The following is a 21,317-nucleotide window of genomic DNA, read 5'->3' on the forward strand; positions in this document are numbered from 1 at the left end:
CGCTCTACCCCTCGACAACCGCATCCTGAAGCAAGGCTGCGACCGGAACCGGCCTCACCGGGGCCTGGCCGCGCAGCCGGCCCGCCGCTGCGACACAACCATGGCCCGCGCTGTCGGCGACGATCTCCGCCGCGGCGATCTCGCAATAGCGTCCCTGGCAGCGCCCCATGCCGACACGCCCCAGCGATTTCGCGCGATTGACCTCGCCGCCGCCGAAATCGACGGTCTTGCGCAATTCGCCGGCCGTCACGCCTTCGCACCGGCAGATCACCGTCTGATCAGGCAATCCCGCCGCCGTCTCGGCCGGCCAGGGAAAGGCCTCGGCGACGCCGCGTGCGAAGCGGCTCAATCGCGAGAGACGGCGCCTGTCGCCCGCCATGTCCGGTGCCGGCAAGCCAAGGTCCTGCAAGCATGCCGCGGCGGCCAGGCGGCCGGCGACCTCAGCCCCGTCGGCGCCGAGAATCCGGAGGCCGTCACCGGCAAGATAGATGCCCGGTATCGCCCGGCCGACCGCATCGGCCTTCGGCATCCATTGCCGCCAGGTTTCGTCATAGGCGAAATCGCAACCCGCCAGGTCCGCGAGGCGGGTCTCCGCCCGCAGATGCCAGCCCAGGCCGACCGCATCGCAGGCCGTGCGCTGCTCCCGGCCACGTGCGTCGCGCCAGAGCAAGGCAACCGGGCCGCGCTCATCGGCCTCGATACGCTCCAGTTGGACACCGGCATGGTAGAGCCCGGCAAGGCGCCGGCGCATCATCAACCCGCGCAAGGCAAAGAGCGGCCTCGCCGACAGACCGGGAAAGCCGCGCAACTGCCGGCGAATGGGCGCCGTGTCCAGCACCGCCGCGATCCCTGCCCCGGCCTTCAGCAACTGCACCGCGAGCAGGGTCAAGAGCGGCCCCGACCCCGCCAGAACGAGGCGCCGCCCCAGCGCCGCCCCTTGCGCCTTCAAGGCGATCTGCATCGCGCCGAGCCCGTAGACGCCCGCATTCTCCCAGCCCGGCACGGGCATGACGCGATCCATCGCTCCGGTCGCGAGGATCAGCCGATCATAGGCGATCCAGCGCGAACCCGCCCCGTCGAGCACCTGCAACCGCCCGTCCGCGATGGCGACGACGGAGCTGCGGGGATGATGAGCGAGGCGGCCTGCCGCCGCCATGGCGTCGAAGGTCTCGTGCAGCGCGACCGCCTTCGCGGCCTCCGAGCCGTAGAGGGTCTCGGGCGGGCGCGTGAAGCCTTGCGGCGGCCTGCGATAGATCTGGCCGCCCGCCCGCTCGCCCTCGTCGATGACAACGGGCTTCAGGCCTGCGGCGACCAATGTCTCAGCGGCGCGGATGCCGGCAGGTCCCGCGCCGACGACGACCACGCGCAGTTCGTCGGGACCGCTCACGGCCAATCGCCGGGAATGTCGGACAGGAGGCGCATGCCTTCAACCAGAGGCGTCGAGCAGGCCCGCAGCCGCGGCCCATCCTCCTGCCAGATCCAGCAATCCTGGCAGGCGCCCATCAGGCAGAAGCCGGCGCGAGGCTCCGGGCCGAACTCGGAACGGCGCAAAGCCGGCGCAACCGAGAGCACCGCGCTGAGCACGGTGTCGCCCGCCAGGGCGCGATGCTCGCTGCCGTCGAGGACGAAGCGCAGCGGCGCGCGATCCATCTCCGTCAGCCGAACCAGCCGCCCCATCGCCTTTCCTGCAGCCATGGTTATTCCGCAGCCTCGGCATAGGATAGCCGAGGCTGCGGCATCTCGGGAAACCGGACCCTGGCTGCGGCAAAGGCCTCATCCACACCCTGGGCACCGACCCTGCCGGTCATGCGACGGAAGATCTCGGTCTTGGCGAAGAAGCGCCAATGGGTCGGCAGGCCGGCGAGGATCGCCGTCAGCCTGTCATAGGCGCCGGGCGTCCATTGCGCCTCGTAGCCCTCGCGCTCCGGGCCGAAGTGGAAATGGCCGGATACCGGCGAGCGGTCGGCGCGCCTTGCCTTCGTCGCTTCCTCGTCCAGGACTTCGCCTTGCATGACGACGCCGTAATCCCGCTCCGCCGCTTCCGGCGAGACATAGCCACGCACGACATCCTCCGCGACGCGCCAGGCCTCGCGGTCGAACGGGTGCCCCCGGCCACCGCCGCCGGCCGAGCGGATTTCCAGCACGTCGCCGGGCTGGAGGACGGCGGTATCGATATTGCCGAGCCGCCGCGCTTCCGGCTGCCCCGGGTTGACCACCATGTCGGAGAGGCCCGCGGCCTTTCCGCCCAGCACGCCCCAAGGCCGGAAGAAGCTGCGGTCCCGGTTGCGGGCGGTGATGCGGCTGTCGGGCGCGAACACGCGGAACGCCATTTCGGTGGCAAGGCCACCGCGCCAGCGCCCGGCGCCGCCGCTGTCCTGCGCCAGCCCGTATTTGACGAATTCCACCGGCGTCTCGGTCTCGGTGATCTCGATCGGCGTGTTCTTGAGGTAGGCCGCGTCGGCGCCCGAACCGTTGGTGCCGTCGCGATGGGGCATGCCGCCGCCGCCGCCCACCACCGGGTTGACCGCGGCGATGACGGTCCGGCTGGTGCGCTCGTCGGTGGTCATCACGTTGACGATGCAATTGTTGCCGGCGGGCGCGGCCGGCAGCCGTTCCGGCACAGCCTGGGAGAACGCCCCGAAGATCACCGAGCGCAAACGCGCACAGGTGAGCGAGCGCATGCCGACCGCCGCCGGGAAGACCGGGTTCAGGACCGTCCCCTCGGGCGCAATGCAGGTGAAGGGGCGCGTCAGCCCGGTATTGAGCAGGATCTTCGGGTTCAGCGTGTAGAGCACGTAGTAGACCCCGACCAGCAGGATCGTATGCCGGGGATTGCCGCCGCTCGGCACGTTGAGCGAGGAGCCGAGTTGCGGATCGGAGCCGGTGAAGTCCAGTACCGCCTCGTCGCCGCGGATGGTGAGCTTGAGCTTCAGGCGGCAGGGATTGGCCTCGACCGAGTCCTCGTCGGCATAGTCGGCGAACTCCCAGGTGCCGTCCGGCATGCCGCGCAGCACCTCGCGCGCCTGCGCCTCGGCGTGGTCGAGCAGCGCGTCGACGCCTTCAAGGAAAGCATCACGGCCGAACTTCTCGATCATCGCCAGCACCTTGCGCTCGCCGGTGTTGAGCGCGCCGACCAGTGCCTTGATGTCGCCGATGTTGAGGTCCGGCTTGCGCACATTGGTCGTCATGATCCTGAGGATCTGCTCGTCGAAGACGCCTTCGTTGACGAGCTTCATCGGCGGGAAGCGGATGCCCTCCTGATGGATCTCGGTCAGCGCCCGCGAGAGCGAGGCGGGCACCGCGCCGCCCATATCGGTGTTGTGGATGTGGCCGCCGGTCCAGGCGACGATCTCGCCCCCGTGGAAGACCGGCTTCCAGAGATGGGTGTCGGGTGCGTGGGTGGCGACGAAGCAGGAATAGGGATCGTTGGTGAAGGCGACGTCGCCCGGCTTGTAATCGTCGACCATCGCCAGTGCTGGCGCCCAGGACAGCCCGGGGTACCAGGTCGCGCCCAGCTCCATCGGCACGGCGAAGGTGTCGCCGCGCCGGCTGATCAACATCACCGTGAAATCCTCCGTCTCCTTGACGAAGGCGGAATGGGCCGTGCGATGCAGCGTATGCGCCATGTTCTCGGCGGCGGCGCGCGCATGATTGGCGAGCACCTGAAGCTTCATCCGGTCGAACATCGGCATCACTCCGCGAAGGTCAGGTGCAGGTTGAGATGGCTGTCGATCCGCGCCGTGGCTCCGGCGGGGATGGCGACGGTGGTATCCTCCTGCGCGACGACGGCCGGCCCGGCGAAACGGCTGCCGGGTTTCAAGTCGGCCCGGCGATAAAGGCCGACAGCCCTCCGGGCGCCGCCGGTATGGATCGTCAGCTCGCGCTCCGGTACGGCGACCGCATCGACCGCCTCGGCCTCCGGGAAAGCGAGAGCCGGGCCGGCGCCGATGGCCGAGAGGCGCAGGTTCACGATCTCGACGCGCCCATCCGGATCGTCGAAATCGTAGATGCGCGCATGCGTGCGATGGAACTCGGCGGCAATTGCCGCCGGGTCGCCGGCCTCCAGCCAGGCTGGCAGCAAGGGGACCTCGATCTCGTAGCTCTGGCCGACATAGCGCATATCCGCCGAAAACCTGAGATCGGCGGGGCCGGCATGCCCCTGGGCCGCCAGCCAGTTGCGCCCATCCTGGATCATCACGGCCGCTGCCGCCTTCAGTTGCGGCAAAACCGCAGCCGAGAGTTCGGCGAAAAGCGTGCGGACGAAATCGCCGCGCAGATCGGCGACGAGGCCGCCCAGCGCGGAGACGACGCCCGGCCGGCGCGGCGCCAGCAACCTGTTCATGCCGAGCTCGCGTGCGAGGAAGGCACCGAGCATCGGGCCGCCGCCGCCGAAGGGCATCAGGGTGAAATCCTTCAGGTCGACGCCAGCCCGCGAGGACAGCTTCTCGACCTCGACGAACATCTCGGAAACGGCGATGTCGAGGATCGCCTGCGCCGTGTCCTCCAGCGGCCGCCCGAGCTTTTCGGCCAGCCGCCCGACGGCAGCGCGGGCGAGGCCGGCATCCATCTTCAACTGGCCATAGGCCATCTCGCTATGGCCGAGCCAGCCGCAGACCACCATCGCGTCGGTGACGGTCGCCTGCTCGCCGCCGCGGCCATAGCAGGCCGGCCCCGGCGTCGAACCGGCCGATTCCGGCCCGACGCGCAGCACGCCCTGTCCGTCGACCGAGGCGATCGAGCCGCCACCGATGCCGATCGAGCTCACCGAGACGGAGGGGATATAGAGCGGGAACTCGCCGATCATCTCGCCGGTGCCGTATTGGGGCTCGCCGTCGATGATCAGGGCGAAATCGGCCGAGGTGCCGCCGATATCGAGCGTCAGGACCCGCTTCTCTCCGGCCTGTCGCGCGAACCAGGTCGCCCCGATGACGCCCGAGGCGGTGCCCGAGAGCAGCATGGAGACGCAGGCGCGCTTGCCCTCGCCAGCGTTCATCACCCCGCCATTCGACTTGGTCAGGAGCGCGCGGGCCGGCACGCCACGATCCGCGAGCCGCTGTTCCAGCGCCGTCAGGTAGCCGGCGATGCGGGGGTGCACATAGGCGTTGAGAATCGCCGTCGTCGTCCGCTCGTATTCGCGGATGACCGGCCAGACCTCGGCCGAGGTGAAGACGAAGAGTTCCGGAGCCAGCCGGGCGATCTCGGCCTTGACCGCCTCCTCCTGCGCGCCGTCGCGCCAGGCGTGCAGGAAGGCGATGACGATGCCGACGGCGCCCCGCGCCTTCGCCGAAGCGACAGCGGCTGCGACCTCGTCGAGATCGGGCCTGACCGTCTCGCGCCCGTCAGAGCGCATGCGCGCCGGGATGCCGAACACCCTGTCGCGGGTGATGAGCTGCTCCGGGCGGCAGCAGAACAGCGAATAGGTCTCGGGCATGCGCAGCCGGGCGAGCTCGATCACATCCTCGAAGCCGGCGTTGGTGAAGAGCGCAAGCGGCGCCCCCTTGCGCTGGATGATGGTGTTGACGCCGACCGTCGTGCCGTGGACGAAGCGGGTGACGGCGCGGGGATCGAGACCCTCGCGCTCGGTCAGCAGCGAGAGGCCGGTCATCAGCTCCGCGCCGGGATCGTCCGGCGTCGTCAGCACCTTCAGCGACGCGACCTGGCCCGAATGCGTTTCGAGCGCGCAGAAATCGATGAAGGTGCCGCCGATATCGACACCGACCTTCCAGTCCGCACTCGGCACAGTTCCGCCGTCCATGTCCGCTCCTCTTGCTGGCGGCCGGAAGCTGACATGGAAGCGGCGGCGTGGTCCAAGAGACATGCGGGGCAGGACCATAGGTTGGACTTATGACCTGCCGGCCATCGCGTCTTTGACGGTTCCGTGCGCCCGCGTCAGGTTCGGTGGCGTGGACATTGCCGCCTTTGCGGCAAGAGGCTGGACATGGATGTGATCGTGCTCGGCGGCGGCCTGATGGGGACTGCCGCAACCTTCTTCCTGAGACGGCGCGGCCTGAAGGTCACGCTGATCGAACGCAACCGTGTCGGAACGGGCGCCACCGTCGCCTCCTTCGGCAATATCCGCCGGACCGGCCGGCATCTCACGCAATTGCCGCTGGCGCATCGCTCCCGCACACTCTGGGGCGAGGCGGAGCGCCTGCTCGGCCGCGACGTCGAATTCCGCTCCACCGGCCATCTCCGGCTAGTCTTCGAGGAGGACGCGCTGGTGGACATGCGCGCCTATGCCGATGCCGCACGGCCCTGGGGGCTCGAGCTGGAGGAACTCGGTGCCAACGAGATCCGCGCGCGCTTTCCCGGTCTCGGCCCCGGAGCGATCGCGGCTTCCTTTTCCCCGCATGACGGCTCCGGCAATCCGCGCCTGATCGCGCCGGCCTTCGCCGATGCGGCGCGGCGGCTCGGTGCGGAGATCGTCGAGGACTGCGAGGTCGGCCGCATCGAGAAGACGGAAACCGGTTTCCGCGTTTCCACGTCGAAGGGCGTGTTCGAGGCCGGCAAGCTGCTCAACACCGCCGGTGCCTGGGGCATGCAGATCGCCGCGCAATTCGGCGAGCCGGTTCCCCTCACCCCGCGCGGGCCGCAGATGGGCGTCACCGAGCCCCTGCCCCATCGCATCCTGCCGGTCGTCGGCATCTGGACCCGTCGCCACGGAACCGACGCCTATTTCCGGCAGGTCGAGCGCGGCAACATCGTCTTCGGCGGTGCAGCCGAGCGCGTCGATGTCAATCTCGATCCCGGCCATGCCAGGGCCGATCCGGCGCGGCTGCCGGCGCAGCTTCGCGCGCTCAGGCAATTGCTGCCGGCCCTGGAGAAAGTCTCGGTGATCCGCACCTGGTCGGGCTGCGAAGGCTATCTCGCCGACATGCTGCCGGTCATGGGTCCATCGGACACGACGCCGGGCCTGTTCCACGCCTTCGGCTTCAGCGGGCACGGCTTCCAGCTCGGTCCGGGCGTCGGCGACACGATGGCCGAATTGATCGCGACGGGCACCACGGAGATCCCGCTCCACGACTTCCGGATCGAGCGCTTCGCCAAGGCGGAAAGCGGCCGCAGCCCCGCCGCGGCTTGATCCTGACGACCGCTCAGAGCTTCGAGCAGAGCCGATAGGCCTCGTAGATCGCGGAATAGAGGTCCCGGCTCGAGACCGCGTCGCCGATGCGGTGCAGGAGGAAGCCTCCCGGCGCAGGAGCGGCCGCCTCCGCGCTGCCGAGCATGAAGGCGATATCGGTCACTCCGTCATTGGCGGAAAGATGCCGCAGGTCGTGATAGATCTCGGCGGCCGGCAGCGTGCCGTATTCGACGACGACCTGGCTGGCCTCGACCTGGGTTTCCGCGCCGGTCAACTCGTTGCGGAACGTGGCCTGCAGCGCGTTGCCGCGGCGCTCGACCTTCTCCAGCCTGACATCGACGAGCGAGCGGATGCCGAGTTCGGCGAAGCGCTTCCGGAAGCTCGACTTGTCGATATAGGACATCTCTACGGCTAGTGCGTCGTCGGGCGTCGCGATGCAGACGGCCTTGCCCTGCCGGGCGAGCTGTAGCGCACAGGACGCCGCCGCCTGCCGGCCGGTGCCGTCATAGACGAGCACGTCGGCCTTGCCCGGCACCGTGCCGGTCAGCACATCCCAGACGCTGTCGCAGAGGTCCGAACCTTCGAACCAGTCGGTATCGGGAATGCCGCCGGTGGCGACGATCACGAGATCCGGCATCTCGGCGCGAACCGCATCGGCCTCGGCATAGCAATTCGTCCGGACATCGACGCCGAGCCGTTCCAGCTCGGCGATGCGCCAATCGACGATGCCGATCAGGTCGCGGCGCTCCTCGGCAGCCGTGGCGACGAGCAACTGCCCGCCGAGCTTCGCCCCAGCCTCGAACAGCACGACCGAATGCCCCCGCTCGGCGCAGACACGCGCGGCTTCGAGCCCGGCCGGTCCGCCGCCGACCACCACGGCCTTCAGCCGGCGCGAGGTCGGCGCGACCTCATGGCCGAGCACGGTTTCGCGACCGCTGGCGGCGTTATGGATACAGTTGACCTTCTTGTAGAGGCAGTACGAGGCGCCAACGCAGGGCCTGATGCGCTCCTCCTCCCCGCGCCTGATCTTGTTGACCAGATGCGGGTCGGCGATATGGGCACGGGTCATGCCGACGAGGTCGACGACCCCCTCGCGGATCGTATGGCGCGCGGTCGCCACGTCGCGGATGCCGCCGGCATGGATCAAGGGCAGCTTCGTCTCGCGGCGGAACTGCGCCACCGAAGCGAGATAGGGCGCGTTTCGCTGGAATAGGCCGGGCATGTTGTCCTCGGCCAGCGCGAGGTCGGTATCCATGCGGCCATAGATGCAGTTGAAATAATCGATATGGCCTTCGCGTTCGAAGATCCGGGCAAGCTCGAGGCAATCGTCGAAATCCGAACCGTCTGCGACGCCCTCGTCGATCACGAAGCGGATGCCGACGATCGCCTCGTCGCCAACGCGCTTGCGGATCGCCTCGTGGACCATGAGCCCGAAGCGCGCCCGGTTCTCGGCCGAGCCGCCGAAACCATCCGCGCGCTTGTTGGTGCGCGGCGAGAGGAACTGGCCGATCAGATGGCCTCCGGTCACGGTCTCGACGCCGTCGAGCCCGCCCTGCAGGCAGCGCAGCGCCGCATCGGCATAGTCCCGGATGATCCGCGCGATATCCGCGTCGTCCATCTCCTTGGGGAAATTGCGGTTGCGCGTTTCCCTGACGCGCGAAGGCGCCAGCACCGGAAGCCAGTTCCAGCCATAGGAGGTGGCGCGGCGACCGAGATGCGACACCTGGCACATCACGGCGGCGCCATGGCCGTGAATGCGCTCGGACAGCGCCGCCAGATGCGGAATGATGCGGTCACTGGAGAGATCGAGCTGGCCGCCACCCCAGCTGGAATCCGGCGAGGTCATGGCGGAGCCGCCGATCATCGTCATGGCGAGGCCGCCGCGGGCCTTTTCCTCGTGATAGCGCTGATAGCGTTCGAGCGGCAGGCCGCCTTCGTCCAGCATCGAGGCATGGCTGGTGCTGACGATGCGGTTGCGCAGCCGGAGGCTCTTGATCGCGAAGGGTTGAAGCAGGGGGTCGCCGGCGACAGCCGAACGACGATCTGCTGTGACGATGGCCTCGTTCACCGAATGATCCCTCTGTGGCCGAACCAGTATTGGTACAACGCCACCCCGCGGCCTCGACGATGCAGGAGGCGCCGGCCCGATCCCGGGCCCGTCGACGCCGATGATGACGATGTTCCTGGAACAGGAACAGATTGAAAAAGCCTGGGAGAAGCATACGCTCAGCGTATGGCTCAACTGTCCCGTCTCGTCCCGTCCGCACGCGGGCTTCTGGTATTCGAAGCCGCGGCCCGGACCGGCAGCTTCACCGCCGCGGCAGCGGAATTCAACGTCAGCCAGCCTTCCGCCAGCCGCAGCGTCGCGGAACTGGAAGCCGCCATCGGAGCGAAGCTATTCGAGCGGCGCGCCCGTGGTCTAGCAATGACCGTGGACGGCAGCGACCTCTACGCCGTCGTCGGCGATGCCGTCGGACGCATCGCGGAAACCATCGAGGCGATCCAGCGACGACAGCACGGGACAAAGCCCATCGTCACACTGTCTATGTCGAGCTCTTTCGTGGCCCATTGGCTGCTGCCACGCCTCGGCGAATTCCATGCCGCCTTTCCGCAGATCGATATCCGGTTCGATCTGATCCCGGGCGTCCTGCGCGGCGTGCCCGACAATGTCGACCTGGCGACACGCATCATCGCGGACGATGACCCGAACTACCATCGCTGGTCCTTTGCGCCCGAGATCGTCTTCCCGGTCTGCAGCCCCGCCTATCTCGAGGCGCGCGGCAAGCTGGATCACCGAGGCGACGGCGCCGGGCATGTGTTTCTCTGGCTGAGCGACCACGCCACGCATGAATGGGCCAGGGAATGGGGCAATGTCGCCCATCGCAACGCCTCCAAAGGGGTCTGGCACGAGTTCACGGACTATTCCGTCATCCTCCAGGCGGCGCTGAACGGGGACGGCATCGCCCTGGGCTGGCTGAGCGTCGTGTCGAGCAGCCTGGTGAAGGGCACATTGGTGCCGGCTTCGGACCTCGTCATCCGGACCGGCCGGCACCACAGCCTGATCGCGCCCCGGTCGAGGCCCCTCAACCCGATCGTCGCCGAGGTCGCGCTCTGGCTTCGCAGCAATCTCGCCCGGGAACTCGAGGCGTTGGACGAGACCTTTCGCCCGCGCTGAGTTTGCCGGAATGCCGGGAGAACAACCTGCCTGTCGCCAGGGCGTGCGGCATCACGCCGATGGCCCAGCGCGGATGCAGGGCAACCTCGAGCCCGGCACGCCACGATGCCTTCAGGGGAATGCCGAAACCGTTGCGGGCGTGCTGGGCAAGAATTTCCGCGAGTTCCGTTCCATGGCGTTCGGCGAGGACGAAAGCTGCTCCTGACCGACCAAACGATGTGCGATCGCCGTCGTCCATCCCGGAAACCGCGATGGAATCAGCAACAAGAGCACCGTCTGCAGTCATCCATCTCGGAAATCGTCGTCCTAAGAATCCAAACCAACCTGAAAGTGATGGTTGTTGCCGTTCATCCGACGTGGTTCTGCGGAGATGATTTGGTCCACCTCCTGCTTGAACTCTCCCCAGCGACCGTAATCGCGACCGCAGCCGCTGCACCGTACAAGAGCCGAGTCGATGAGCTCCGTAGGAAGAATGACGGAGATGCTGCCACAATCATCGCACGCGAATTTCGATAAGGTTGTCACACCTAGCATGTGCGTCTCCCAGCATGTCCGGAGGCAACTTCAGCGCCCCTTGCGACCAAGTCCGTAGTCGAGCCTATCTCAAGAAAAAATTCTTGATGGTTGGCAAGATCACGGATGACCGGTTCGATCGTGAGCCGGCCTGCCCTCGACACCGGTTCGATGGCTGATGTGGGGTCGAGGACCCGGCAGGGGACGTTGGGGCGGAGGCTCCGAAGCAACTCCCCGCCGATCAGAACTGCGCGTTCGACTCCGAGGGCTCGGCGCCTATCTCTCCCGGAATGCTCGCGCGATCTGGTCCGCAAGCGGCTTGGCGAAATAGGAGAAAACCGTCCTCTGCTGCGTGCGCACAAAAACCTCGACGGGCATGCCCGGCCCGACCTTGGCCCCCTGGAGTCGTGCGAGTTCGCCGTCCAGGATGGCGACGCGAAGGGTGTAGAAGTCTTGCCCAGTCCGCTGATCGACGGTGAGATCGGGAGATACGCGGGACACTTCGCCCTCGATCTCAGGCGTGGTCCGCTGGTTGAGGGCCGAGAAGCGCAACCCGGCGCGCTGTCCAGAGTATACCTGCTCGATATCCTGAGGCCGCACCCTCGCCTGCACCGTCAGACGATCAGAGGCGGGCACGATCAGCATCAAGGTTTCGCCCGGAGAGGCGACGCCGCCAATTGTGTGAACCGCCATCTGGTGCACGGTGCCGGATTGGGGAGCCCGGATATCCACGCGCTTGAGCTGGTCCTCCGCTGTGACTTTCCGTTCAACCAGCTCGGAAATCTTGCCACGAAGATCGGCGAGCGTCTTGCCGACTTCGGTGCGAAGATCCTCATCGATCTGAAGGATCTGCAGCTCGGTCTCAGTGATCCTGCCTTTGGCCTGAGCCACTGATGAGACCAGGGTGCCTTTCTCGCCGGTGATACGTGCAGCATCCCGCTCCAGGGCGTTCAATCGGGTGATCGAAACGAGCTTCTTGCTGTGAAGGTCGCGCACGCCCTCGAGCTCCTGCGCGATGAGGCTGGCTTCGCGGTCCTTCGCGACGATCTGCTCCGAAAAGGCCCGGATCTGATCCCGCATCTGGCCGATGCGTTCGAGGTGCTGGGCCTTCAAGCCCGATCGCGCTGTCCCTCGCAGCTCGAAGAGCCTGCGCTCTCCGCTCAGGAGTGCTGCGACATCCGGCGATCTTTCTGCTGCTGTCGACAGCTCGCGGGGAAAGGCGACTTCGGTAGCTCCGTCGCGCTCGGCTTCGAGTCGCGCTTGTTGCGCGAGGGCCTCGTTGAGAGCCTTGCTCACGACGGCGAGGTTGGCCTGCGTCACGGTTTCGTCGAGGCGGATAATGACGTCGCCTGCTTTGACGCGGTCACCGTCCCGGACGCGCAACTCGCTGATGACCCCGCCAGTGGGGTGCTGCACCTTCTTCACTTCCGACTCGACAACGAGCGAACCATGCGCGACCACCGCGCCTGAAAACTCGGTTGTCGCAGCCCATCCGCCCACGCCGATCAGCAGGGTTCCAAGGCTGATTCCGACCGCCAGAACATGGCGCTGGATCGAAAGCCGCGTGGGGTGAGAGACGTCGTCCAATATTCTAAGCTCCATCAGCTTCTGCTCGCTGCGCGATCGAAAATGCCAGCGGATTTCGGCACCGCCTTCAAGCTCGTGGAGAGCACCTCGTCCTTGGGACCGAAGGCCTGGACTCGTCCGTCCGCCATCACGAGGACCTGATCCAACGCTGTCAGGGCGCTCGGCCGGTGGGCGATGACCACCACGACGCCGCCCCTTCGGCGAACTTGGAAGATGGCGTCGGTCAGGGCCTGCTCGCCTTCGGCATCAAGGTTCGAGTTCGGCTCGTCGAGCACAACCAGAAAGGGATTCCCGTAGAGAGCTCGCGCAAGGGCGATGCGTTGCCGCTGCCCCGCCGAAAGAGCCGTTCCGCGCTCGCCGATCTGGGTCTGATAGCCTTCCGGCAGGCGCTGGATAAGCTCATGGACGCCCGACGCCTTGGCGGCTTCAATGATGCGCTCGGCCGTCGCGTCGCTGCGGAAACGTGCGATGTTGGCGGCAACGGTACCTGAAAAGAGCTCGACCTCTTGAGGGAGATAGCCGACATGATGCCCAAGCTCCTCCGGCCGCCAATGACGCAGAGAAGAGCCATCCATGCGGACGGTGCCGGTCAGGGGCTGCCAAACGCCAACAAGCATGCGGGCAAGCGAGGACTTCCCGGACGCGCTCTGCCCGATGACGCCGAGCCCCTGCCCCGCCCGAAGCGCGAAGCTGACATTGGACGCCGTCAGGCGCTGCCCGCCGGGCGGAGAGACGGACGCAGCCTCGACGGTGATCAGTTCCGTCGGAGCAGGCAACGCGAGCGCAGGCGCCTGAGACGGCTGGGCTTCGAACATCTCCTTCAGCCGGCCCCACCCTTGGCGCGCCCTGACAAATCCCTTCCAGTTGCCGATGGCAAGATCCACGGGAGCGAGCGCGCGCGAGGTCAGGATCGAGCTCGCGACGATGATGCCAGCCGTCGCTTCCTGCTGAATGACGAGGTAGGCGCCGACGCCCAGCACGATCGATTGCAACAGCATGCGCAGCACTCGGGACGTTGAGGCAAAGCCCCCTGCAACTTCGGCGGCGCGCTGATGTTGAAGCCGATGCTCGTCGCTGACCACCTTCCAGAGCGCGCCCATCTCGCCGCCCATGCCCATCGCATGGACGGCCTCGGCGTTGCGCCGCCCGACTTCTGCGATGGAAATCCGGTGGGCGGCAGCCCCGCTCGCCGCCGTCGACGGCTTTTGTGTGAGCCGCTCCGTAAGGACCGTTAGCGCGACCAGAACGATGGTGCCGATGAGCGCCGTAGCGCCAATCCAGAAGTGGAATAGAAAGCACAGGCCCAGGTAAAGCGGGATCCAGGGAAGATCGAACAGCGCTCCCGGCCCGCCGCCTGACAGGAAGCCGCGAACCTGGTCAAGGTCGCGCATCGGCTGCAGGCCCTCGCCAGCATTCTTGGCCTGGAGCGGCCCCGAGAGGATCGCCTGGAAGACCTTTCCATTCAGCCCTTCGTCAAGAGCGCAGCCGATCCGCAACAGAAGGCGACCGCGCAGGATGTCAAAGAGCGCGTAGAACACGTACAGCATGACGATCAGCAGCGTGAGGCCCACGAGCGTCGGAATGCTGCGGCTCGGCAGGACCCGGTCGTAAATCTCCAGCATGTAAAGCGAGCTAGCGAGCGTCAGCAGGTTCAGGGCCCCACTCAGGACCGCGATCGCCACAAATGCTCCGCGCCATTGGGAGATAGCCGCGGTAAGCGGAGACCGCGCGAGCGTCTCTCCTAGACGGATGCCGAAAGCAACCATCTTCTCTCGTCCTGCGTGCGCACGCGTCGCGCCCTGGGCGGAAGGCGAAAGGCTGGCAAGGCGCCTGAAAAGCGCACGTCCGTGTGCCCTCAGCGTGACGGCGCCCTGAACGAGAAAAGTTGAAGCGGTCTGCTGGAGATTGCGGGCCGGGAGGAGATGAAGCAATGGAGCCTCGTCGGTTCAAAGGAAAAGGTGCGCCGCTCAAGACCCGCGACTCCACCGAGAAAGATTCTTGGCGGTGGCACTCCGCACCAGCCATTCAGGCGCTTGGACGCTCCGGCTCGAGGCGGCGCGTCATCCTGGTCGTTTTCGCTATCCCGAGCCTGGAAGCCACGGGAGGCCGTTTTTGACCGGCTCGCGCGGGCGCGAGCCGGAATAATGGTGATGGTCAATCCCGTCAGAGAATGAAGTGATCTCGGCTGAGGTTGATTGCCTGGTTGAGTTCGATCTGGAAGTCGGCGTGGCCGTCCCCATTCACATCGCCCTGGATGATGGTGTGGTGGCCGCTATGGAAGTAGGACACCGAGTTTGCCTCAACCACGCTCGTCTTGCCGGCAAAGTGGAAGACTTGATCTCCCCTGACAGCCGTGTTGGCGTCGATCAGGCTGAGGTCGAGCTTGTCCGCGCCGCGCTGGAACCACTCGATCACGTCCCGGTTGCCGGCTCCCGGAAGGCTCTCTGATACCGACCGGAAAATGAACGTGTCGGGCCCGGCGCCTCCCGACATCGTATCGGCTCCCAGGCCGCCGATCAGCTTGTCGGCTCCGCTGCCGCCGAGAAGCGTATCGTTTCCTGCACCGCCGTCGATGACGTCCGCACCGGCATTCCCGTGGATCCAGTCATTCCCGCTCGTGCCGACCATCTTGTCGGCCTTGTCGGTTCCGAAAACCTTGGCTGTCTCGACAGGATTGTCCGGCTTGGTTGCAGGATTGTCCGGCTGGGTTACGGGGGTGTCAGGCTGGGTCGCCGGATTGTCCGGCTGGGTCGCCGGATTGTCCGGCTGGGTTCCCGTACCAGGATTATCGGGTAGGGGCTTGGAACCCGTCGCCATGCCACTCTCGAAGCTCCCGAGATCCGGAGCCTTCCCGGCATAGGAGAGCCCGACATCCTTGCCCTTGTCGACCAGCGTGCTGCCGGATGAGAGGTGAAGGAAGTCCGTCGTGGGAAGCGAGCCGTCGGCAGCACGCGCGCCACGCGCACCCGCATCGTTGAGGGAGACGAAGTCGTTGCTCGTCGGGGCGGTAAAGTTCCAGGAGTTGTTCGACGCGCTTCCGGCACCTGAGACCGCGACCTTGCCGCTGCCCGCCGAGAGGTTGTTGACGAAGCTGTTGTGGCCAGACCAGTAGGCGTAGTTATACGCCCCGTTATTGTAGGCCGAATTATTCTGGAGAACGCTGTCGAGGGTGGCATCGTTCTGGTCGAAGCCGTTCGACAGATTGCCCCAGGAGACGTTGTTGATCACGGTGTGGCCGCCGGATTCGGCGCCGCCGCCCGGCCGCTGGCCACCGAGCTTGAAGCCGTTGCCATCGCCCTCGGCCTTGCCCGAGGCGTCGTAGCCGTTGTTGAAAGCCCAGTTGCCCTCGATGAGCACACCGGCGCCCTTCGTGCCATCCTGGATATTGAAGAAATCGAAGCCGTCGTCGGAATTGTTCCAGGCGCGGTTGCCGCGCAAGACGTTGCCGGCGCCGCTCGTGCTGATCTGGAAACCGTCAGCGTTGTCGCCGCTCAGGTCGTGATTGTCGTGGGAATCGATATTCTGGAAGAGATTGTTCGAGCCCGGCCCGAAGAGCGAGACGCCCTTGCCTTCCCACTGGGACAGCCGGCCGTTGTCGTGCACGTCGAGCCGCTCGATGATGTTGTTGTGGGACTCGTCACGGATCACGATGCCGCCCATCGGCCCGCCGCGAACCTCCAGCCCGGAAATGTTGTTCCAGGAAATGCTCGACCCATCGAGCACCCAGCCGCCGGCGCCGGAGCGCCCGTAGTACTCGCTCGACGTCATGTGCGAGCCGTCCAGGATCGGCTTCTCGCCGGGGTAGTTCGTGACCGTGATCGGCCGGCCGCTTTCCCCGTCATTCGTGAGCTGGATGCCATCTTTCAGGCTATAGACGCCACCCCGCAGATAGATGGTGTCCCCCGGCTTTGCCAGATCGTGGGCATATTGCAGGGAGGCAAAAGGCCGGTCGAGAGTGCCGGCCTGGCTATCGGAGCCAGTGGGTGAAACGTAGAAGATAGTCATAGCGCCCTTTCTCAACAGGGGAACATCCGGCGCCACGTCGCTTCGACGTGCCTCCGGCCCCTGATCAGTAAAAAGCTCGCCGTCCCCGCAGATGCAGGGCCAGTGAGCCGCGTTATGGGATTGACTCCCGCTTAAGCGGACGAGGAGGCATCGGGTGATCAACGCTGCCCGACACCGAACATCAGCAAACTCACAAGCCATGCTTGCTGATTGTTGAATGCTTACGAGTCAGGCATGCGCCACGACGTCAAGCATCCCTCGCATGGCGAAATAGCAGCCGCATCGTCGCGACTACGATTCCATTTATTGGGTAGCCATCGGCATGGGTTGCCCTGGATGTTTTCCAGGGAGCGGAGTTATGGCTGCCTCGATCTCCGGCAGCCGAATCAAACATAGGATATGAATGCGCGGCCGTCTTGGCCTGACCCGCCATATCCGTTGAGTTTCAAGCCAAGCGCGATTTGGGACAATGCGCCGCATCGCCATTCATCGGCCGGCGCCGCGCTTCAACTCCCGTCGAAACGCCGTCGGCGTCTTGCCTGTCCATCGCTTGAAGGCCCGCACGGAAGCACTCGGCTCGCGGTATCCGAGCAGCCAGGTCACCTGCGAAACCGTCGATGTTCCGTCGCGGAGATATTGCACCGCGAGCTGGTAGCGCAATTCGTCGAGGACCTCACTGAAGCTGATGCCCAAATCAGCCAGTCGACGCGTCAGGGTGCGGGCGCTCGTACCGAGGTCTCGCGCGATGGCCTCGACCTTTGGCGTCCCATGTCGTAGCCGCGGCATGATCGCATTCTCGACCCGGGTGCGCAGGGAGCCGGCTTCCCCAGCAGAATACGGAAACGCCTTCCGATGCAGCCCTGCCAGGAGCTCCTTCAAAAAGTGATCACCGGTCGTCAGAGGCAGTTCTTTGGTGTCCCGAGCGAAGGCCAGAAGGTCCAGCTCCGCGCCGAAGTCGATCTGAAGGCCAAAGTAGCGTTCCATCTCGGCGACCCGGCCCGGGCGTGAATGAACCATCGACGCCGAGGTCGGCACGAGTTCGCGGCCAGTGAACAAGCGGCATTGTCGCAACGTGGTTGTCAGCCAGAATTCGGCCTGGTGGCGATCGAGGTGCCGCTCAACCCCGACATAGCTAAGCTCAAGGGACACCCCTTCCCCGCTGCCTTCGCGGATCTTCAAGGCCTCGTTCGCGAACACCCCATACAGTTCCTGATAAGCCAGAGCCTCCGCGAGGGTCTCGGCCGACGCCATGATGTAGTGAACGAAGCCGAGCGCCCGCAGATCAAAACTCTGCGCGAGGTGAAAGCCGAGGAGATCATCGCCCAGCTCGTCGGCCGCGATATTGAGGAAGGCGATTTGCCGGCGCACGGGGACGCGCTCGTCGGGATTGTCCAAGAGCGAAGGAGATAGCCCGGCCTCGATCATCCGCGGCTCGGGATCGATGCCCTGAGCGGAAAGCTGAGCCGCCGCCAGTCTGGTGAGCACCGCGACGGCGGTCGGCGCCTGCTCACGCCCGCGCTCTGTCGAAGATCCGGGCGACGGAAACATGACTTTCTCGGTACAGGCGAATGACCGACATCTGGTTCTGCGGGTCTCGGTCCCGAGGTCGAGTTAACTAGAATGCCCCAGTGGAGCACTTGACCGGTATCAAGTCGCGTGAGGCTCGGGGATGAAACGTTCGTCAAACAAAATGACGAAACGGGATTCTTGCCGCGTCCGGTTCACGCGGCGCAATTCTCCCTTCGGTCGCGATTTTGCGCCTAATGGGAGGCAGGATCTGGTTCTCGTCCGGATGTTCTCGCGCCGAGCAATGGCTGGCTGTTGATGAGACACGCCTCATCAATTCGCTATCGCGAGTTTCGCTTCGCTGGGCTTCGGTTCGACACCAGGACCCGGGAACAAGGCGCCGGTTCGACCACTCAGACGATATCCGATCAGACCTAACCATTCCCGCGTGGCGAGATCCAGACGCTCAAGGCCCTGACTGACGACGGTGAACGGCTGCTCAAGATCCCGAGTTCCATTTGTCTGAAAGTCGACGGGATAAGGGATCACGCGGAAACCTACCTGCTCGAAGCTGCCCATCGCCCGCGGCATATGCCAGGCGGACGTCACGAGCAGCCAACGTTCGCCTGGGCTGGGCCGCACGAGATTCCGTGTTTCGCGCGCATTCTCCCAAGTGTTATGGGACCGGGTCTCGATGGTGAGACGGTCCCCGGGCAGTCCGAGAGTCTTCAGGTACTCGGTTGCCGTCCATGCTTCCGGCGGCAACCTCGATCCGATCCTGGAATTGCCACCGGAGTAGACCAGCCGCGCACCTGGATAGCGCCGCGCGAGATCCATGAAGGCAAAAATGCGCTCCGCAGCTCCGTTGAGCGCGAACTCGCGTCGCGCCGCGGATCTCGTCACTTCCAGCGCGCCCGACAGCACGATAATGCCGGTGATGGGGCGACCGTCGTCGACGAAAGCAGGAAAACGTTGCTCCAGTGGAAAGATCGCCCAGTTGCCGACAGGCAGGAGGCCGGCTGCCAGGATCCCGAAAATACCGCCCCCCGCAAGCGCCAACCCCACCCGTCGCCAAGGGGTCGCCACCATGACGATCAGGCCCAGAAGCCCCATCATCGCAATTCCGTTTGAGGGTGCCAGCAGCCCGCCAATCTGGGACATGACATGAAACATGCGTTCACCGAGGCCGGCACATCACGAAGACCTCACTTATGAGACGTGCAGGCCGGAGCCGCCGGAGCGCTGCGGGCGTTTCCCGAGGAACTCTCCTGTGTCGCCCCGACGGTAGCCGGCATGAGCCTTCAGGTTCACACGCGTGAGTACAGCGAAGATTTTAGGTCTTGGCCCACCGCTCAGCAGTGCGGGCTTCATCAGCAGTTCGATTGCGTTTGCAGCAACATCGCGGCGGGTGCTACCCCAACGGACGGCAAAGAGAACGCCGTCCACCCTTGCCGCGAGAATGCGGATACCAGCGGATTCAAAAACGCCCGGCGCGGCGATGATCATGTAGTCGTAGCGGTCACGCAGTTTGTCGAGGCTGTTTGCGAGCTGACTGCCGACAAGGGAAGCCGTGTTGGCATCTCCGATCTCATCGAGGGCGAGGCAGTCGAACCCGAGAGCGGAGTCGCGACGGATTTCCAACGAAGCGCGTTGAGCCGAGACGTCGCTATCCAGGTTCGTTTCGCTGCTGAGGCCGGTCAGTTTCACGTCCTGGCGCGGAGCGTCGGCACATATCAACAGCACCCGTCGTTGAAAGCGGGCAGCGTACGCCGCAATGCCGACCGCCAACGCCGTTTTTCCCTCGCCCGGTCCGCTGGATGTGACTGCCAGGATCTTTCCATCGCCCCGATGCTGAATGACCTCGAGCGCCACCGCGGCGACAGCCTCGATCGCCTGGTCATAGGGCGGAGACGGACATTCGGGCAGCCGCCAGCGGCCATTGTACCGCCCCTCTTCGGCCTCCGGGACCAGGCCGATGCACCCGATTCCCAGGGTGGTCGCGAGCTCACGCTCGCTTCGTAGGCTGCGATCCATGCGCTCCAGAACGGAAGCAGCCCCCCCTCCGAGCGCCGCGAACGCGATCATCGCGGCCGAGATGTAGAGGTAAGGGCTGAGCGAACTCGGGCGCTGCGGTACCGAAGCTTGAGCCAGGATCTGAACTCCCGTCGAGCTCGGATCTTTCAGCTGCTGTTGCTGACGTAGGAGATCCCGGACGACATCGGCAGCCGTCGTAGCACGCCTTTCGAGAGTCTGCCGCTCGCGACGCTGAGCGAGGTCGGCGCCGGATGCAGCCTGCAGCGAAGCAATGCGCTCAGCGAGGGAGTGCTCCTGCAAGCGGAAGACGTCGACATCGTGCTCCAGACGTTGCAGGCGCTGCTCGGAGTCCGCGCCAGACACTGTGGGCTTGGCTGCTATCGTTCCGGAGTTCACATCGGCTTGGCTTTCGGGCGCCGTGATCGGCGCGACGGCGCGCGCGAATTGAGTGCCAACCAGAGGTTCACGCAGAAGCGCATCGATCTTTTCCGGCGGTGCCCCCGAAAGCTGCAGCTTTCGAACCTGCTCGAGTCGCTCCTGCCGGCGCAACAGCTCGGATCTCACCAGCTCCAGCTGACGGGACGCCTCAGCGGTCAGCTCACCCGCTGCTGCGTCCGCGCTTGGCGTTCCGTGCGCCGAGACGTGCGCCCGGAGCGCCTCGTCCGCGGCTTCGAGCTCGGCCTGCGATTGGATCAGGCGATTGTCCAGCCCTGTTCGAAGCGCGTCCGCCTGCTGCTGCATCCTATCCGTCAAGCGATCGACATGCGTCTGCACGACCTGATTGACGATGATCGCTGCTCTTTCGGGGTCGACGTCCCTGTAGCTGATCGAGATCACGTTGGAGCGCCGTTCCTGCCGGACAAGAAGGGAGTTCTTCATGGCGTCCAGGCTTGGCAGCCCGTTGGCAGCCTGCAAGGCCTCCGGAGGATTTGGACTCGGAAGAACGACGTTCTTGAGGCCTTTCCCGATCGCGACAAGCGAGCCCCGCAGCCGATCCCCCAGCGTCGGGTGCGCCATCTGGGACACGGCACGCGCCGACACCGCCTTGTACTGCGGCAGGTCCGGCAATGCCTTCAGCACGTCGCGCAGGCGGGCGTCCGACGTGAGCGTCGCGATGTGCGTGTCCACGACGGTCTCAAGCAGGCCGGCCGCCATCTGAGCTTGGGTGGGCTCAAACATGAACTGCGCGGTGGCCGTATAAGCGGGGGGAACAACGAAGGCAGCGACGCCTGTCAGAAGCGTGCCGGCCAAAACAACCTTCGCGATGAAAAGCCTGCGTCGACGAACGAGATTGATGATCTCGTAGAACATCTGCTCTGGCGGCAGGGACGGCTGCGTGTCGGCCCCGAGGGCTGCGCGACTGGACAACCTCCCGATCGGGATGAACTCGCCTGGGTTCTGACTCATGCTGATCGA

General features: G+C 65.6%; 14 protein-coding genes. 3 read left to right on the forward strand and 11 right to left on the reverse strand.

Going from position 1 to position 21,317, the window contains the following annotated elements; translation table 11 throughout:
- Positions 1–4 precede the first annotated feature (4 nt).
- From ASE61_RS00255 to ASE61_RS00270, 4 genes are read right to left on the reverse strand one after another with little or no spacing between them, the layout of a single operon-like run.
- Entirely contained in the window at positions 5–1,387 is a 1,383-nt protein-coding gene (locus ASE61_RS00255) for an NAD(P)/FAD-dependent oxidoreductase (protein WP_061965427.1), read from the reverse strand.
- Positions 1,384–1,695 (reverse strand): (2Fe-2S)-binding protein, encoded by a 312-nt coding sequence (locus ASE61_RS00260; protein ID WP_061963531.1) that lies wholly within the window; start codon positions 1,693–1,695, stop codon positions 1,384–1,386. The genes ASE61_RS00255 and ASE61_RS00260 overlap by 4 nt, the downstream gene beginning before the upstream one ends.
- Positions 1,696–1,697: 2 nt before the next feature.
- A complete protein-coding gene (locus ASE61_RS00265) occupies positions 1,698–3,686 on the reverse strand; it encodes a hydantoinase B/oxoprolinase family protein (RefSeq protein WP_061965429.1) in 1,989 nt (662 codons plus the stop codon).
- A gap of 5 nt (positions 3,687–3,691) precedes the next feature.
- Positions 3,692–5,755, reverse strand: coding sequence for a hydantoinase/oxoprolinase family protein (locus ASE61_RS00270; RefSeq protein ID WP_061963533.1), 2,064 nt, complete (start codon positions 5,753–5,755; stop codon positions 3,692–3,694).
- Positions 5,756–5,938: 183 nt separating this feature from the next.
- Here ASE61_RS00270 and ASE61_RS00275 point away from each other — a divergent pair, with 183 nt between their 5' ends.
- On the forward strand, positions 5,939–7,081 hold the full coding sequence (locus tag ASE61_RS00275; RefSeq protein WP_061963535.1) for an NAD(P)/FAD-dependent oxidoreductase: 1,143 nt from the start codon (positions 5,939–5,941) through the stop codon (positions 7,079–7,081).
- A gap of 13 nt (positions 7,082–7,094) precedes the next feature.
- Here ASE61_RS00275 and ASE61_RS00280 read toward each other — a convergent pair whose 3' ends face one another.
- Positions 7,095–9,149, reverse strand: a complete 2,055-nt coding sequence (locus ASE61_RS00280) for an FAD-dependent oxidoreductase (protein ID WP_244492675.1) — start codon at positions 9,147–9,149, stop codon at positions 7,095–7,097.
- A 165-nt stretch (positions 9,150–9,314) separates the two neighbouring features.
- On the opposite strand from ASE61_RS00280, the gene ASE61_RS00285 reads away from it, so the two are divergent.
- Positions 9,315–10,256, forward strand: a complete 942-nt coding sequence (locus tag ASE61_RS00285) for a LysR substrate-binding domain-containing protein (protein WP_061963537.1) — start codon at positions 9,315–9,317, stop codon at positions 10,254–10,256.
- A gap of 73 nt (positions 10,257–10,329) precedes the next feature.
- The gene (locus ASE61_RS27345) at positions 10,330–10,461 is read left to right on the forward strand and encodes a hypothetical protein (RefSeq protein ID WP_274532837.1); all 132 of its coding nucleotides are present in this window, start codon (positions 10,330–10,332) and stop codon (positions 10,459–10,461) included.
- A gap of 584 nt (positions 10,462–11,045) precedes the next feature.
- Here the strand turns inward: ASE61_RS27345 and ASE61_RS00290 are convergent.
- The 6 genes from ASE61_RS00290 to ASE61_RS00315 all read right to left on the reverse strand — a co-directional run bounded on the left by ASE61_RS00290 (position 11,046) and on the right by ASE61_RS00315 (position 21,308).
- Positions 11,046–12,356 carry an HlyD family type I secretion periplasmic adaptor subunit gene (locus ASE61_RS00290; protein WP_244492676.1) on the reverse strand — a complete coding sequence of 437 codons (1,311 nt, stop codon included), beginning with the start codon at positions 12,354–12,356 and terminating at the stop codon, positions 11,046–11,048.
- A 14-nt stretch (positions 12,357–12,370) separates the two neighbouring features.
- Positions 12,371–14,122, reverse strand: a complete 1,752-nt coding sequence (locus ASE61_RS00295; protein WP_061963542.1) for a type I secretion system permease/ATPase — start codon at positions 14,120–14,122, stop codon at positions 12,371–12,373.
- 397 nt (positions 14,123–14,519) lie between these two features.
- Positions 14,520–16,361: a right-handed parallel beta-helix repeat-containing protein gene (locus ASE61_RS00300; protein WP_061963544.1), complete on the reverse strand. Its 1,842-nt coding sequence runs from the start codon at positions 16,359–16,361 to the stop codon at positions 14,520–14,522.
- 486 nt (positions 16,362–16,847) lie between these two features.
- Entirely contained in the window at positions 16,848–17,909 is a 1,062-nt protein-coding gene (locus tag ASE61_RS00305; RefSeq protein ID WP_061963546.1) for an AraC family transcriptional regulator, read from the reverse strand.
- Positions 17,910–18,200: 291 nt separating this feature from the next.
- Positions 18,201–19,040 carry a YdcF family protein gene (locus ASE61_RS00310; protein ID WP_061963548.1) on the reverse strand — a complete coding sequence of 280 codons (840 nt, stop codon included), beginning with the start codon at positions 19,038–19,040 and terminating at the stop codon, positions 18,201–18,203.
- Between the two features lie 36 nt (positions 19,041–19,076).
- Entirely contained in the window at positions 19,077–21,308 is a 2,232-nt protein-coding gene (locus ASE61_RS00315) for a GumC family protein (protein ID WP_061963550.1), read from the reverse strand.
- Between the last annotated feature and the right edge of the window lie 9 nt (positions 21,309–21,317).

The organism is Allobosea sp. Root670 (assembly GCF_001429415.1).
GTDB classification, from domain to species: Bacteria; Pseudomonadota; Alphaproteobacteria; order Rhizobiales; family Beijerinckiaceae; genus Allobosea; species Allobosea robiniae.